General features: G+C 42.7%; 13 protein-coding genes and 1 tRNA gene. 7 read left to right on the forward strand and 7 right to left on the reverse strand.

Annotated features, from left to right (window positions below; translation table 11 throughout):
* Positions 1–85: 85 nt before the first annotated feature.
* Positions 86–159 (reverse strand) — tRNA-Pro (locus ACESMA_RS19980).
* A gap of 185 nt (positions 160–344) precedes the next feature.
* Here ACESMA_RS19980 and trxB point away from each other — a divergent pair.
* On the forward strand, positions 345–1346 hold the full coding sequence (gene trxB, locus ACESMA_RS19985) for a thioredoxin-disulfide reductase (protein WP_372950643.1): 1002 nt from the start codon (positions 345–347) through the stop codon (positions 1344–1346).
* Positions 1347–1475: 129 nt separating this feature from the next.
* Here trxB and ACESMA_RS19990 read toward each other — a convergent pair whose 3' ends face one another.
* Positions 1476–2729 carry an aminotransferase class I/II-fold pyridoxal phosphate-dependent enzyme gene (locus ACESMA_RS19990; RefSeq protein WP_372950644.1) on the reverse strand — a complete coding sequence of 418 codons (1254 nt, stop codon included), beginning with the start codon at positions 2727–2729 and terminating at the stop codon, positions 1476–1478.
* Between the two features lie 117 nt (positions 2730–2846).
* On the opposite strand from ACESMA_RS19990, the gene ACESMA_RS19995 reads away from it, so the two are divergent.
* From ACESMA_RS19995 to recN, 6 genes are all read left to right on the forward strand, one after another.
* The gene (locus ACESMA_RS19995) at positions 2847–3671 is read left to right on the forward strand and encodes an outer membrane protein assembly factor BamD (protein ID WP_372950645.1); all 825 of its coding nucleotides are present in this window, start codon (positions 2847–2849) and stop codon (positions 3669–3671) included.
* 3 nt (positions 3672–3674) lie between these two features.
* Positions 3675–4007, forward strand: a complete 333-nt coding sequence (locus tag ACESMA_RS20000) for a DNA-directed RNA polymerase subunit omega (protein ID WP_372950646.1) — start codon at positions 3675–3677, stop codon at positions 4005–4007.
* A 112-nt stretch (positions 4008–4119) separates the two neighbouring features.
* Complete coding sequence (locus ACESMA_RS20005; protein ID WP_372950647.1) at positions 4120–4680, forward strand: flavoprotein; 561 nt, start codon at positions 4120–4122, stop codon at positions 4678–4680.
* A 59-nt stretch (positions 4681–4739) separates the two neighbouring features.
* Entirely contained in the window at positions 4740–5321 is a 582-nt protein-coding gene (locus tag ACESMA_RS20010; RefSeq protein WP_372950655.1) for a phosphopantothenoylcysteine decarboxylase, read from the forward strand.
* A 56-nt stretch (positions 5322–5377) separates the two neighbouring features.
* Positions 5378–6283 carry a DUF4835 family protein gene (locus ACESMA_RS20015; RefSeq protein ID WP_372950648.1) on the forward strand — a complete coding sequence of 302 codons (906 nt, stop codon included), beginning with the start codon at positions 5378–5380 and terminating at the stop codon, positions 6281–6283.
* Between the two features lie 7 nt (positions 6284–6290).
* Positions 6291–7946, forward strand: a complete 1656-nt coding sequence (gene recN, locus ACESMA_RS20020; protein ID WP_372950649.1) for a DNA repair protein RecN — start codon at positions 6291–6293, stop codon at positions 7944–7946.
* Between the two features lie 46 nt (positions 7947–7992).
* On the opposite strand, the gene rplS is transcribed toward recN, so the two are convergent.
* The 5 genes from rplS to ACESMA_RS20045 all read right to left on the reverse strand — a co-directional run bounded on the left by rplS (position 7993) and on the right by ACESMA_RS20045 (position 14593).
* On the reverse strand, positions 7993–8340 hold the full coding sequence (rplS, locus tag ACESMA_RS20025) for a 50S ribosomal protein L19 (RefSeq protein WP_372950650.1): 348 nt from the start codon (positions 8338–8340) through the stop codon (positions 7993–7995).
* Positions 8341–8481: 141 nt separating this feature from the next.
* Positions 8482–10164, reverse strand: coding sequence for a dipeptidase (locus tag ACESMA_RS20030; protein ID WP_372950651.1), 1683 nt, complete (start codon positions 10162–10164; stop codon positions 8482–8484).
* 363 nt (positions 10165–10527) lie between these two features.
* Positions 10528–11709 (reverse strand): aminotransferase class V-fold PLP-dependent enzyme, encoded by a 1182-nt coding sequence (locus ACESMA_RS20035; RefSeq protein WP_372950652.1) that lies wholly within the window; start codon positions 11707–11709, stop codon positions 10528–10530.
* Positions 11710–11835: 126 nt separating this feature from the next.
* Complete coding sequence (locus ACESMA_RS20040; RefSeq protein ID WP_372950653.1) at positions 11836–12924, reverse strand: anhydro-N-acetylmuramic acid kinase; 1089 nt, start codon at positions 12922–12924, stop codon at positions 11836–11838.
* Positions 12890–14593, reverse strand: coding sequence for a M23 family metallopeptidase (locus ACESMA_RS20045; protein WP_372950654.1), 1704 nt, complete (start codon positions 14591–14593; stop codon positions 12890–12892). The genes ACESMA_RS20040 and ACESMA_RS20045 overlap by 35 nt, the downstream gene beginning before the upstream one ends.
* Between the last annotated feature and the right edge of the window lie 226 nt (positions 14594–14819).

Here is a 14819-nt window from a genome sequence, read left to right on the forward strand (position 1 = left end):
GGAAAAAAATCAGGTTTCGGAAATTTCGGGTAAAGAAAAAAGAAATAAAAAAACCGGCAATCATATGCCGGTCCTTTCAATTTCGTCGGGGTGAGAAGACTCGAACTTCCGACCCCTTGCACCCCATGCAAGTGCGCTAGCCAACTGCGCCACACCCCGAAAAATTTTGTGCCTGCAAAAGTAACAGTTGAATTCCTATCTGCAAAACTTTTTCCTGAAATTGACCGAATATTTTTCAAATCATTTATAGTTTTGCTCTATCCGGGCTTAATTTTTATTGATTGTTTTTATAGTGATTCAACCCGGATGTTTTATATTTTTGCAAATCAAAAAAAAATACTGATATGTTTAAACCACTTGATATTAAAGAAAAAGAAGAAACTGGTTCAACTACTCCCAGTGATGTTGAACGTGTGAAATGTTTAATTATCGGTTCCGGACCTGCCGGATATACCGCTGCTGTTTATGCTGCCCGTGCGAATCTGAATCCGGTGATGTACGAAGGACTCCAACCCGGAGGACAATTAACTACTACCACCGAAGTTGAGAATTATCCCGGATACCCGGAGGGTGTTACCGGCCCGGTAATGATGGAAGATTTTAAAAAACAGGCCGAACGGTTTGGCACCGATGTACGTTGGGGGATGGCCACCAAAGCCGATTTTTCGGGCAATATTCACAAAGTGTGGATTGATGACAAAAAACTGATTGAAGCCGAGTCGGTGATTATTGCCACCGGCGCAACTGCCAAATACCTGGGTATTGAAGACGAGAAAAAATATGCCGGTGGGGGCGTTTCGGCCTGCGCCACTTGTGACGGTTTCTTTTACCGTGGGAAAGATGTGGCGGTTGTGGGCGGTGGCGACACTGCATGCGAAGAGGCGTTATATCTTTCCGGGCTGTGCAAAAAAGTGTATATGATTGTTCGTCGCGATGTTTTGAGAGCATCCAGGGTTATGGCTGAACGCGTAAAAAAAACACCGAATATTGAAATTTTATGGAAACACCAGACTAAAGGATTATTTGGTGAGAACGGAGTAGTTGAAGGAGCTACCCTGGTGAAAAATAAAAGTGAAGAAGGAGAAGAAGAAGTCAAAATCAAAATTGATGGATTCTTCCTGGCCATTGGGCATAAACCCAATTCCGATATTTTCAAAAATTTTCTTGAATCAGATTCAGTGGGTTACATCAAAACCATTCCGGGAACTTCAAAAACAAATATTCCTGGTGTATTTGCTTGTGGCGATGTACAGGATTCTGTTTACCGGCAAGCCGTTACGGCTGCAGGTACGGGTTGTATGGCAGCCATGGATGCCGAAAGGTATTTGTCTGAAAAGAATTCGTAATTGTAACATAATTACATAAAAAAAGCAGGGCTCGTCCCTGCTTTTTTTATATCAGTAAGTTTTATTATCATCCATCTGAATGCTTCAGTAATTAGTCACCAGTTTATCAACTTCGTGCTTCCAACTTTTTTACATATCAACTTCAACTTTGGCAAAATCTGTTTTTGAATATTTTCCTTCTTCCAGTTTTTTTCGTACTGCTTTAAATGCATTTAAGGTATGTTCCACATCTTCCAAAGAGTGCATGGCTGTTGGAATGAGCCTCAGCATAAGTTCTCCCTTGGGAATAACAGGATAAGCAACCAGAGAACAGAAAACAGAATAATTTTCACGAAGATCGAACACCAGGTTGGTTGCTTCTTCAACCCCTCCTTTCATATAAACAGGAGTAACAGGTGAATTGGTTTTACCAATATCAAAACCGGCATCTTTTAATCCTTTTTGCAATGTTTGGGCCACAGACCAGAGTTTTTCCCTCAGTTCAGGCATTGAACGCAACATGTCGAGCCGTTTTAAAGCTCCAATAACCATGGGCATGGGCAATGATTTGGCAAATGTTTGTGAACGCATATTATACCGCAAGTAATAACAAACATCAATGTCTCCGGCCACAAAACCTCCAATGCCTGCCATTGCTTTGGCAAAAGTTCCAAAGTGTAAATCCACCTGGTCTGAAACACCAAAGAATTCAGGAGCTCCGGCCCCTGTTTTTCCCATTACGCCAAAACCATGCGCATCATCCACCAGAAGCCTGAACTGGAACTCTTCCTTCAGTTTAGCAATTTCATCCAGTTTGCCTAGATCGCCTGCCATACCAAAAACTCCTTCTGTAATAACCAGTATGCCGCCACCCTGTTTTTGCGCCAGTTTGGTAGCCCGTTCCAATTGCTTTCGCAGGTTTTCAATATTATTATGCGGGTAAACAAATCGTTTCCCCATGTGTAAGCGCACTCCGTCAAGGATACAGGCATGTGATTCCGAATCGTAAACAATCACGTCATTCCGTCCACAGACTGCATCGATAATGGAAACCATCCCCTGGTAACCGTAGTTCAGCAGAAAAGCATCCTGTTTGCCAACAAAAGCTGCCAGTTCTCTTTCCAGTTGCTCATGTTTTGTCGTTTGGCCCGACATCATGCGGGCGCCCATTGGGTAAGCCATGCCATACTGTGCAGCAGCTTCGGCATCAACTTTTCTTACCTCGGGGTGGTTTGCCAGGCCCAGGTAATTATTCAAACTCCAGGTAAGTACTTCTTTCCCCCTGAATTTCATACGAGCACTAATTTCACCTTCCAGCTTTGGAAAGGTAAAATAACCATGAGCCCTTGCCATGTGCTTGCCGATATCTCCCTGATTCGTTCTGAATTTTTGAAATATATCCACGTTTCGAAAGTTTAAAGATTTAAGAATGCAAATGTAAACTTTTTTAAAACTTTGGCAAATGTGTTAAATTCATCTAATTGAATTCATGTGTAATTAAAAAAAGGTTATTTTTGCGCCATGTTTAAGAAAACGAGAATTTTTACTATTGGATTAATTGTAATGCTGTTTGTTTCGTCATGCGGCGATTACAATAAAATTCTGAAAAGTACCGACTACGAATTCAAATTAAAAAAAGCTGTTGAGTATTACGAAGATGGTGAGTTTGTTAAAGCAGGTACCCTTTTTCAGGAATTGGTGAATATTTACCGCGGAACAAGCCGTGCCGACCAGATTTATTATTACTATGCCAAGAGTATGATGGGGCAGAAAGATTACCTTATGGCAACGCATTATTTTAAATCGTTGCTGAAAGAATTTCCGGGTAGTCAGTATTCTGAGGAAGCACAATTTATGGTAGGGTATTGCAATTATCTGCTTTCGCCAAAACCACGCCTCGACCAGACAGTGACCAAAGAAGCCATTGAGTCGCTTCAGCTTTATATTAATCTTTATCCTTACAGCGAAAGGGTTGACGAAGCAAACAGGCTAATAGATGAGCTGATGGACAAACTGGTTTACAAATCGTACCTGAATGCAAGATTATATTACGACTTTGAAAATTATAAAGCCGCTGTAATTTCATTGGATAATAGCCTGAAAGAATTTCCCGACAGCCAATACAGGGAAGAGTTGATGTACATGTTGCTAAAATCGAAATACCTGCTGGCCGTTAACAGTGTGGAAGATAAAAAACAGGAACGGCTTTCGGGCGCCCTCGACGAGTATTTTTCTTTTGTGGATGAATATCCTGAAAGCCAGTACAGAAAAGAAGTAGATAAGTTTTACGAAACAGTAGCCGATTTATTAAATTACGAACAACAACAAGAAACAAATATCAATTAGAAAATGGATTATAAAAAAACAAAAGCAGCCCAGTCAACAATACCCAGAGACCTGGAAATTCTTTCGCAGGAAACAGGAAACATTTACGAAACTGTAATGATTCTGGGTAAAAGAGCAAATCAGATTTCTTCTGAATTAAAAGAAGAGTTAAACCAAAAGTTACAGGAATTTGCTTCTTATACCGATAACCTGGAAGAAATTTTTGAAAACCGGGAACAAATTGAGATTTCCAAATTTTATGAACGCCTTCCGAAACCAACGTTAATTTCTTTTCAGGAGTTGGAAGAAGGACAGATTTATCACCGAAATCCGGCACGCGAAAGCAAACAAAATTAGTACGGAAAGATACCCATGAAATGAGCATGAGAATGGAATTCAAATTAATATAAAATAATTACTATCATGCGAATTCCATCTGTTAACATAAAAAGTAAACAATTTTAAACAGATGAAACTTCAGGGGAAAAAAATAGTACTGGGAATTACCGGAAGCATTGCTGCCTACAAGGCAGCTTTTCTTTTAAGGTTGCTGGTGAAAGAAGGGGCCGAGGTTCAGGTGGTTATTACGCCTGCCGGTAAGGAATTTATTACTCCGGTAACCCTTTCTGCATTATCTGGTAAACCGGTAATTAGTGAGTTTTTTGGTTCAAGCGATGGAACCTGGTACAGTCATGTGGATTTGGGCCTGTGGGCCGATGCAATGGTTATTGCCCCCATTACCGCTGCTACCCTCGGAAAAATGGCAAATGGCATTGCAGACAATATGCTGGTTACCACTTACCTTTCGGCAAAATGTCCGGTTTTTATTGCTCCTGCCATGGATTTAGACATGTTTGTTCATCCGTCAACCCAACGAAATATTTCAATTTTAAAAGATTACGGGAATATTATTCTCGACCCGGATGTGGGGGAACTTGCCAGTGGGCTTGAAGGAAAAGGCCGGATGCAGGAACCCGAACATATTCTTGGAAAACTGGTTGAATTCTTCAGCCAAAAAAAAAACTGCTGAATAAAAAATTTCTGGTATCGGCGGGCCCAACCTACGAAAAAATTGATCCCGTAAGGTTTATCGGAAATTATTCCTCCGGAAAAATGGGATATGCCATTGCCGAAGAATTGGCCGAACAGGGAGCTGAAGTCATTCTTGTTTCCGGCCCGGTTTCGGTTTCAATCCAAAAAGAAGAAATAAAAGTTATTCCTGTTGAATCGGCTCAGGAAATGTATCAGGCTTGTATTGAACATTTTCCTGAATGTGACGGAGCCGTGATGACTGCAGCAGTGGCCGATTTTACACCGCTAAATCAGGAAATTCATAAAACCAAACGTGGAAAAGAGAATTGGAACATCGAACTAAAACCCACCAAAGATATTGCAGCCGAACTGGGAAAAATGAAAAAGGAAAATCAGATTTTAGTGGGTTTTGCACTTGAAACCATAAATGAAGAAACCAATGCACAAAAAAAGCTGGAAAAGAAAAACCTCGATTTTATTGTGTTGAATTCGCTGAATGACGCCGGTGCCGGTTTTGGCGTGGATACCAACAAAATAACCATCATCGGCAAAAACAATAAAACAGTTCCTTTTGAGTTAAAATCTAAGAAGGAAGTGGCTGCCGACATTGTAAAAATGATGATTTCAATTCTTCGTTAGTTAGGCAGCCTTTCCTGCCAAATTTTATTAATTTTACCTTTTTGAAGGAGGTTTTTATGAAGAAATTAATTGTTTTAATCATCGCCATTTTTTCTGTAACCACGCTGATGGCGCAGGAACTTCGGTGCAATGTTACGGTTTCTGCACAAAGGATTCAGGGCGCAAACAGGCAACTGTTCCGGACCATGCAGGCCGATGTTTACGAATTTATGAACAACCGGAAATGGACAGAACATGTTTATACCTATGATGAAAAAATCAGATGCAATATATTAATCCGGCTCGACGAGCAAATTTCGTCCGATGAGTTTCGCGGCTCTATTCAGGTCCAGCTAACACGCCCGGTATTTGGTTCAAGTTACGAAACTACCGTGCTGAATATTAAAGACAACGATTTTCATTGCCGGTATGTGGAATTTCAGCCGCTTGAATTTAACGAAACCTCAAACCGCGATAACCTGACCAATATTCTCGCCTTTTACGCGTACATCATTTTGGGATTCGATTATGATACCTTCTCGCCTGAAGGTGGAACGCCCTATTTCGAAAAAGCGCAGGCCATTGTAAACAATTCACAAAATGCACGCGAAAAAGGCTGGAAAGCTTTTGAAAGCGAGCGTAACCGGTACTGGCTTATCGAAAACGTGCTGAATAAATCCTATTCCGATTTCAGAAAATGTATGTACACTTATCACAGAAACGGGCTCGATTTAATGGCTCAGAAACCCGAAGAGGGGAGGGCAAATATTGCCACCGCAATGCGCGATGTGCAGGCCGTTTTTCGTCGCCGGCCTTCGGTTTATATTCTGCAAATGTTTTTCGATGCCAAAGCTGACGAAATTGTGAATGTATTCTCTAAATCGTTTCCCGACGAACGAAATCGTGTAGTGGCCATTCTCAACGAAGTCGATCCTTCGAACGGAAGTAAGTACAAAAAAATATCAGAAAGCGAAGATTTATAACTGATTTATGCTGACCAAACTGGCTGTTTCCAACTATGCGCTGATTAGCAATCTGGAGGTCGGATTTCATTCCGGTTTAAACTCAGTTACCGGCGAAACCGGCGCCGGGAAATCTATTATTTTGGGTGCGCTCGGATTAATTTTAGGAAACCGGGCTGATCTGTCAGTATTGAAAAATCAGAATGAAAAGTGTGTGGTGGAAGGTTTTTTTGATGTAGCCAGCTACAATCTTCAACCGTTTTTTACTGAAAACGACCTCGATTACGATGCACTGACCATTTTGCGCCGCGAAATTACGCCATCGGGAAAATCGCGGTCTTTTATTAACGATACCCCGGTTAACCTGAAAACATTGAGAGAATTGGGCCTGAAACTCATCGACATTCACTCGCAGCACCAAAACCTTGAACTGGGCAACCGCCAGTTTCAACTCAATCTGGTGGATACTGTGGCCGGTACAGGGAAAATTCTTTCAGAATATCGCCAGTTGTACAAGCATTTTTTATCATCGAAAAAAAACCTGGATGCACTGATTGAAAAAAATGAAAAAGAACGTGCCGACCTTGATTACTGGCAGTTTCAGTTTAATCAACTGGATGAGGCAGGTTTACAGGCGAATGAACAGGAGGAACTGGAAACCGAACTCGAACAACTCACCCATTCCGGAGAAATTAAAAATGTATTTGCCGAAGTTCAGCAACTTCTCGATGATGAGCGGTTTTCGGTAGTTCAGCATTTAAAAGAAAGTCATAAAAAACTGGAAAGTATTCAAAACTATATTGCAGAAGTTCCATCTTTAACTGAACGGTTGCAAAGCTGTTTGCTTGAGCTGAAAGATATTCTGGATGAAACAGATAGACTGGCCGAAAAAGTGGAACACAATCCTGCCCGGATTGAACTGGTGAACGATCGTTTGAACTTGATTTACAGCCTTCAGCAAAAACATCATGTGAATTCTGTTCAGGAGCTGATTGATTTGAAAAATTCGTTCGATGAAAGAATCAGTCAGGTAACCGGGTATGAAGATGAAATCCTTTCAATGAAAACCGACCTGGATAAACAGCAGGCAAAGCTTGAAAATAAAGCTCAGGAATTAAGAGCGGCACGGGAAAAATCCTTCAGTAAAATTGAAAAAGTTGTGCTCGATGACTTGCGGCAGTTGGGAATGCCCAAATCGAAACTGGAAGTGATACACGAAACGTTGCCCGATTTCACCCCGAATGGAAAAGATGCTGTTTCGTTTTTATTCAGTGCCAATGTGGACATTCCGCCGGCAGAAATTTCAAAAATTGCATCGGGCGGTGAAATGTCGCGACTGATGCTGGCAATTAAAAATCTGTTGCGCACCTCCAAAGCTTTGCCAACGGTTATTTTCGATGAAATTGATTCCGGCGTTTCCGGAGAAATTGCCCTGAAAATGGGAAATATTCTGACAGAATTCTCAACTACCACCCAGATTATAAATATTACCCACCTTCCACAGGTTGCCGCCAAAGGCGATGCCCATTTTCTGGTTTACAAATACGAGGAAAACGGAAAAACTTTTACTTCCATTAAACAACTCGGTGAAAACCAGCGGGTGGAAGAACTGGCCAAAATGGTGGGTGGCGAAAAATTATCAGACTCAACATTAAAAACAGCTCGGGAATTACTTCAGAAATAAAAAAAGGCCTTCTTTCGAAGACCTTCTGTATGCAATTGCCTGTTTTTTAGAATCTTTTTTCTTTGATACGGGCTTTTTTACCGGTGAGGCCACGCAGGTAAAACAACCTTTTACGGCGGACTTTACCTTTTTTGTTCACTTCAATGCTTTCGATAAATGGTGAAGAAAGCGGAAAAATCCTTTCAACCCCAATATTTCCCGACATTTTACGAACGGTAAATGTTTTAGTATTTCCAGTCCCGTTAATCTGGAGAACAACACCACGGAAATTCTGGATACGTTCTTTGTTCCCTTCCCGAATCATGTAACTCACTGTAATGGTATCGCCAGCAGAGAAAGTGGGGTGTTCCTTTTCTACCCTGAACTCGTTTTCTACAAATTTTATTAAATCCATTTCTGAAATTATTTAATTAATGTTGGCAATGTATTCCGCCATCCGGTGGAAAAGAGATTGCTTAAAAGCCGGCGCAAAAATAATACTTTTTTTTACAAGACAAATGGAAGACGATTCATTTAAAGCCAAATAACCAAAATTTTACTCAATTACTTTAAAATGATCTCCGGTATGGTCAATAATTACTCTGTACCACCACTCCGGGTATTCAGGAAAAATGGGGTAGGGAGGCATTCCAGTTTCCGTGCGCTCAAACTGTCCGTCTTTTTCTTTTTTAATGTTGCCATCCAGGTATTTTATCAGCAAATATTGCCAGAGTTTTTCCCAGTGGCTGGTAACGTGAGTGGCTTCATTTCCGGAGTAGAAAGAAAGAAAATCTCTTGCTCTTTCCGGCCCATTCTGTGTGTAAATGTCTTGTGCTGCCTCATCTACCAGCGGAACAAACTTTTCAAAATTTTCTTCCAGTTTTTGTTGCACTTTTTGTATGTCTTTTATCATATCGCTGTAACGCAGATATGCAAAATTCGATACTTTGTTGAACGTCCAAAAAGCAGATGTTGGGCTGTACGTTAGCAAGTCGCCGTTTCCTTCGGCAAAACATTCCGGAATTTCCGTTATGCCGCAGTACATGGGTACATAAACCGTATTGTAGGTATCGTCCACTCCAAACCACAAAATTCCACCGATTGGATCGGGCAGCCAGTTGCGGCTTTGGCTAACGAAAGAAAATCCGGTTTGACGTGTTGAAATAGGCCTTTCGTTGCAATATTTTACTGAATCTACTTCCCAGGTAAGCTTTCCAAAACGATAGGGCAAGGCAAACGGACCGGCGCCCACGTCCTGGGTCATGTCCAGTTCGGTTCCCTGGTAGTGGTCGCGCATCATGTTTTGCACATCGCGTACGCTCAACTTTTTATTGGGTTTTACCCACAAGGGCATGCGGTTGGTTGCATAGTTGGTTGAGTTGTCATATTTTATAAGTCCTTTGGCATAATCCACATATTGTTCCATCCCCGAAGCTACTTTGTTGAACCCGGCCCAAACGCGGGCCTCGCAAAAACGGGCGCCTCCAAAATCGACCGGGGCATATACATCTGAAAAACTAAATTCGGCATCGCTGCCCTCGTACCAGCCTTTTTCGCGGGCAAAGGAAATGACGTCGGGTGAGTACAAACAGTTTTCCGGATCATTTTTTGGGAAAGTGGTAATGCGTGCCTGATTGGCATGTCCGCTGATGTATCCGTCGGGAATTTTCATGGCTACCCAAACGGCGCCTTTTTCACCTTCGCCTTTGCCAATCAATTCCATAATCCACACTTCGTTGGGGTCGGCAATGGAGAATGATTCACCGGAACTGTAATATCCGTATTTTTCTACCAAATCGGCCATCACCTGAATGGCTTCGCGTGCAGTTTTGGCACGTTGTAACGTAACGTAAATCAGGCTGCCGTAATCCATAATTGCCCCTTCCTGGCTCGAAAGTTCTTCCCTGCCACCATAAGTGGTTTCGCCTATGGCGAGCTGAAATTCATTCATGTTTCCAACCACGCTGTAGGTGCGGCGGGGTTCCGGAATTTGTCCAAGATATTTACCGGTGTCCCATTCATAAATGTCGCGCATAGCGCCCTCAGGGTGATCCTGTGCGGGTTGGAAATAGAGTTCTCCGTACAAACTGTGTGAATCGGCTGCGTAAGTGACCATGGTAGATCCGTCAACCGAGGCTCCCCGGGTAACCAGAAAGTTGGTACATCCGTTTGAAATCTGATAATTTGTTAAAAGGAATACAATCGCCAGTATTCCGGTGGTTAAAGTTGCTTTTCTCATTCTATATCAATATTTTTTATGGAAAGGGCAAATATAATTATTTCAGAATATCTGATACTGATTTTTGTCGTGCTGTATCTTTTCATTCAATTTTATTTTTTGATAATCTGCCCTTTCAGGGCGAATAGAATTGTATTTTATTCATTTTCCTGAGGCGATGCCATCAGGCTGAATTAATTTGTCCTTTCAGGACGAATTTAAATTGATAAGAATCGAAAAGACCTTATCTTAACCGAATTCGGGCTGAAAGTCCAGCTTGTTTCAACCCAACGTAGCGCGTTGGGAAAGAATGGTAATGGTAAAGCCCAATTCGCCCTGAAAGGGCAGATTAAAACGCCTTCTAAGAAATGTTGTTTTTAGAGTTTACAAACACCCTTTTATTTTTTCCAAAACCTCCTCCATATTATTGTCCAGACCAACGGAGAATCTTACCAGTCCATCGGAAAGACCCATTTGCTGCTGAATTTCCAGCGGAACTTCCGACGACGTACTGTGCCCCGAGCAACTGAACAGCGTTTTGAAATACCCCAGGCTAACGGCCAGGTAACCCACTCCGGCGTCCTGCATTTTCCGCATAAACCTGTTGGCTTTTTTATGTGTTTTTAAATCAAGAGCCAGCAACCCTCCAAAACCAAATTCTTCGTTCATCAGTTTGTTGTGCAGTTCGTGTTGCGGGTGGTTTTTCAAGCCGGGGTAAATTAGTTTTAATCCTAAATCGCTCAGATTTTCAGCCAGAAAATGTGCATTGCGGCTGTGCTGTTTCATCCTTAAATGCAAGGTGTGCAGGTTTTTCAGGATGGAGGAGGAGCGCAGCGAATCGAGTACGGGCCCCAGCAGCATGGCGGTTCCGTCGTTTACATGCGACAATTGAGCGATGAACGCTTCGGAAGCACAAATCGCTCCGGCCACACAATCGTTTTTTCCGTTGATAAATTTGGTCATACTGTAAACAACGATGTCGGCTCCGTGTAAAGCCGGGGTCATTATCATGGGGGTGAAGGTATTGTCCACCATTAGTTTGGCGCCGTTATCGTGGGCAATTTTTGCCAGTTCCGGAATATTGGAAACCTGCAGCAGCGGATTGGTTACGGTTTCGGTGTAAATCACTTTGGTATTGGGCTGCATGGCCGCTTTTACCTGCTTGGGGTTGGTAATGTCCACAAACGTTACATCGATGTTGTAGCGCGGCAGCCAGTTTTTCAGAAAGGCAAACGTTCCGCCGTAAGTGGTTACGCTTGTTACAATATGGTCGCCCGATTTACAAAGTTGCAGCAGCGCGCAGGTAATGGCTGCCATTCCGGATGCCGTTACCCAGGCCGATTCGGTGTTTTCCATTGCTGCCAGCGCATCGGCCAGGTACTTGTTGCTGGGATTCCAGTGGCGCGAATACAAAAAGCATCCTTCCATGTGCCCCAGAAAGGTTTCTTCCATGGTTTCCCCTTTCAGGAAAGTAAAAGTGGAGGAGTCGGTTACGGATGGATTAACACCTCCAAATTCGCCGAATTGTTTCAGTTCAAAAAGTTTTTTTGCCGGATTGTAGCTCATTTTTTCTGGTTTTTGTTTGGGGTGAAAATAGGGGAATTTGAGAAAATGAAATATGATATTGGTTGGGTTTACTGGGAGTATGTTTTTGAAGAGTCACCAAATAAAATCTTGTTAAGATGTACGGATTTAATCCACGCCACCCGGAAAAATCACTCCCGCACTACTGTCCCGTTTCGCACCCGTAACCGAGGCATAACAATTGACTTCACCCAAATACCGCAACAATCCCAAAAAAGCAAATACAAGCGCCTCTTTGTAATTGATGATTTCAGGTGTCGGAATAACCATTTCGTTTTTCACGTGCTGTCTGAACCGTTCCATCAAAAACGAATTAAACGTACCACCTCCGGTGACCAACATTTTTCCTGTTCCGGGTGCTGCTTTCGCAATTTGAATGGCAATGTGTTCGTAAGTTGTTCTTAATTTATCCTGAACCGAAAGATTCGATGCTTCGATAACCGGAAAAAAATGGCTGTCCATCCACTCTTTTCCCAGTGATTTTGGAGGGGATTGACTGTAAAATTTCAGCTTATTGAGCTTTTCAAGCAATTGATTTTCAGTTGCTCCCTGCCGTCCCAGTTCGCCGTTTTCGTCGAACGGTTTACCCAGTTTTCGGGCCAAATCGTTCAGTATAAAGTTTACCGGACAAATGTCGAAGGCAATCCGTTTGCCGTTTTGTTCGAAGGAAATATTGGCAAATCCGCCCAGGTTGAGGCACGATTCGTACTCGCTGAACAGGAACTTGTCGCCAACGGGAACCAGTGGGGCGCCCTGACCACCCAACGCTACATCGCCGGTTCGGAAATCGGCCACTGTGGTAATTCGGGTTTCGGCAGCAATGCAGTCGCCGTTTCCGGCCTGAAACGTAAATCCTTTTTCCGGCTGATGAAAAACGGTGTGACCGTGCGAGGCAATCAAATCAGGTAAAAGCTGCCGGGTTTTTATGAACCGGTTGATTTGTTGTCCGGTAAACTGTCCGTATGCATTGTGTAGTTCCATCAGTTTTTCACCCGAAAGTTCCGGTGCAGTTCGCAGCTTTTCCTCCCAATCGTTTGAATACTTCACGGTTTCGGCTGCCTCAATGGAAAAGTTCCACCGGTTTTCAGAACGCCGGAATTCCACCGCCGTCAAATCGAGGCCGTCGAGCGAAGTGCCCGACATGGTTCCAACCACCAGCCAGCTATTTCCAGAACGAGGCTTTGTATGTGCTTTCATTTTCTTTATTGTCGGTCAATGTTAAAACAAACTCATGCCGGTTGCCCAGTTCAAACCGTTCGGCATCAAAATAATGTGTTATCATATCGGTTTTGGCATCGTATTCAAACAGCGCCCATTTGCCATCAAGTGTTCCGGTAATTACATTGATTCCTGATAAATCGTCGGTAATACGAAACCGGATACGCGATGATTCAGTTATGGTCGAGTTGTCACGGATGCTAAGTGGCACAATACGTGGGGGAACAGTATCCAGCGCTACGGCATAATTCCCGAATGAACGGATATCGCCGGTTACCCAGCCATTTTCATAACTCCCGCCGGCAGCCGAAATTTTCTGTGTCAATGTATCTACGGTTACCAAAAGCGCTTTCTCCTGCCACTGTTTTTCCAGTTTTTCGGTTTTTATCGAAAGCCGGGCACTGCTGTGCAAGGGAACGGTGTTGCGGTGAACCACATGAATATTCGAAAGAAACTGTTCCGATGCAGGTTTTTCTTTCCAGATGAATTCCACATCGTCATAAAATGTATTTTCAGGAAAATCAAGCCGGATTTTTTCGTCTCTGAACCGGTTTGAACGATCGTATTTCAGCAGTTGATTAAAAGGAAGTTTTACCTGTACAACCTGGCCTGATTTACTTTCAACTTTAAAATCGAGGATGGAAGTATTTCCGTGTAAATCTTTCAGTTCGAACCGAACCGTGTGAATATTTCCGTCGGTTACCCGGACCTGCCCATTATTGCGCACATAATCGTAAATGCGCAGCCGGTTTCCGGGATCGATCCAGCTTTTGTGAAACCGGCGTTTGGTTTCAGCAAACTCCTCAAAATCAGTATGACTGTTAACATACCGGCCTTCAGGAAAGGAGAAACGGTCCATTTTAAACGAATAGTACAATTCCCCGTCCCAAAACATTCGGATTGAATACACCCCGCAGCGGTTATTGGAACCGTCGAAAAAGTCGTTGGCCTGTATGGCAAAACCAACCATGCCATAAACCGGAATAATTGGATTATTTTGGATTTGATATTTCCCATTGGCAAAAATCACTGGATAGGTTTTCTTTTGAGCATGAAAATCCACATGTCCGAATTCATTGAGTGGAGCTATCATCAGCGAATAAATGCGGGGCGGTGTATTGTCTTTTACCGGGAAAGAGTAGTGGAGTGGATTCAGCGGTTCTTCGGTTTTGGTATCTCTGATTTCAAAATGCAGGTGCGGACCGCCCGAACTGCCGGAATTTCCGCTTCGGGCAATAAATTCATCATTTTTTACAGGGAAACGGTCTTTGGAAACCTGCAAATCAACCCGGAACGACTTCCGTTCGTATTGAATGTTTTTAATGTACCGTGCAATATCATCTCTAAAGCTTTCCAAATGGCCGTAAACAGAAGTGGTTCCGTTGTAATGGTTAATGTACAGCGCCAGTCCGAACCCCGTGGGAGAAACTACAATGCGTGAAATATATCCGTCGGCCACAGAATAAATGGGAACACCTGTTACCCCCTGCGTTTTAATATCAATTCCTGAATGAAAATGGTTGCTGCGCAATTCAGCAAAACTGCCGCTCAAAAAAATAGGGATTTTAACCGGACTGGAATATTCATTGGTTTGTCCGAAAACAGAAAACGAAAAAAGAGTAAAGAGAAATAGTGTGATATATTTCATTTAAATCTGTATAAGGCAGGCAAATTTAAAAAAATCCATTTCATCCTTCAGGAAGCCCGGAGGTTTATTTTTTGCATAATTTTACAAACGCTTTTCCAATAGGGTAAAAATATTAACTTTGTGCGTTAATTGCAGCAAAAATGACCGAAGAAGATCGTTTGCTTCTGAATGAATTGAAGGCCAATGTGCAGCGGATGTTTCAGGAATACGAAAAACTGAAAGCCGA

Source organism: Mariniphaga sp. (assembly GCF_041687215.1).
Classification (GTDB): Bacteria; Bacteroidota; Bacteroidia; order Bacteroidales; family Prolixibacteraceae; genus Mariniphaga.

Excerpts from the sequence above, each read along its gene's own strand:
- trxB (WP_372950643.1), top strand. The coding sequence starts at position 345 with ATGTTTAAACCACTTGATATTAAAGAAAAAGAAGAAACTGGTTCAACT.
- ACESMA_RS19995 (WP_372950645.1), top strand. The coding sequence starts at position 2,847 with ATGTTTAAGAAAACGAGAATTTTTACTATTGGATTAATTGTAATGCTG.
- ACESMA_RS20000 (WP_372950646.1), top strand. The coding sequence starts at position 3,675 with ATGGATTATAAAAAAACAAAAGCAGCCCAGTCAACAATACCCAGAGAC.
- ACESMA_RS20005 (WP_372950647.1), top strand. The coding sequence starts at position 4,120 with ATGAAACTTCAGGGGAAAAAAATAGTACTGGGAATTACCGGAAGCATT.
- ACESMA_RS20015 (WP_372950648.1), top strand. The coding sequence starts at position 5,378 with ATGAAGAAATTAATTGTTTTAATCATCGCCATTTTTTCTGTAACCACG.
- recN (WP_372950649.1), top strand. The coding sequence starts at position 6,291 with ATGCTGACCAAACTGGCTGTTTCCAACTATGCGCTGATTAGCAATCTG.
- rplS (WP_372950650.1), bottom strand. The coding sequence starts at position 8,340 with ATGGATTTAATAAAATTTGTAGAAAACGAGTTCAGGGTAGAAAAGGAA.
- ACESMA_RS20030 (WP_372950651.1), bottom strand. The coding sequence starts at position 10,164 with ATGAGAAAAGCAACTTTAACCACCGGAATACTGGCGATTGTATTCCTT.
- ACESMA_RS20035 (WP_372950652.1), bottom strand. The coding sequence starts at position 11,709 with ATGAGCTACAATCCGGCAAAAAAACTTTTTGAACTGAAACAATTCGGC.
- ACESMA_RS20040 (WP_372950653.1), bottom strand. The coding sequence starts at position 12,924 with ATGAAAGCACATACAAAGCCTCGTTCTGGAAATAGCTGGCTGGTGGTT.
- ACESMA_RS20045 (WP_372950654.1), bottom strand. The coding sequence starts at position 14,593 with ATGAAATATATCACACTATTTCTCTTTACTCTTTTTTCGTTTTCTGTT.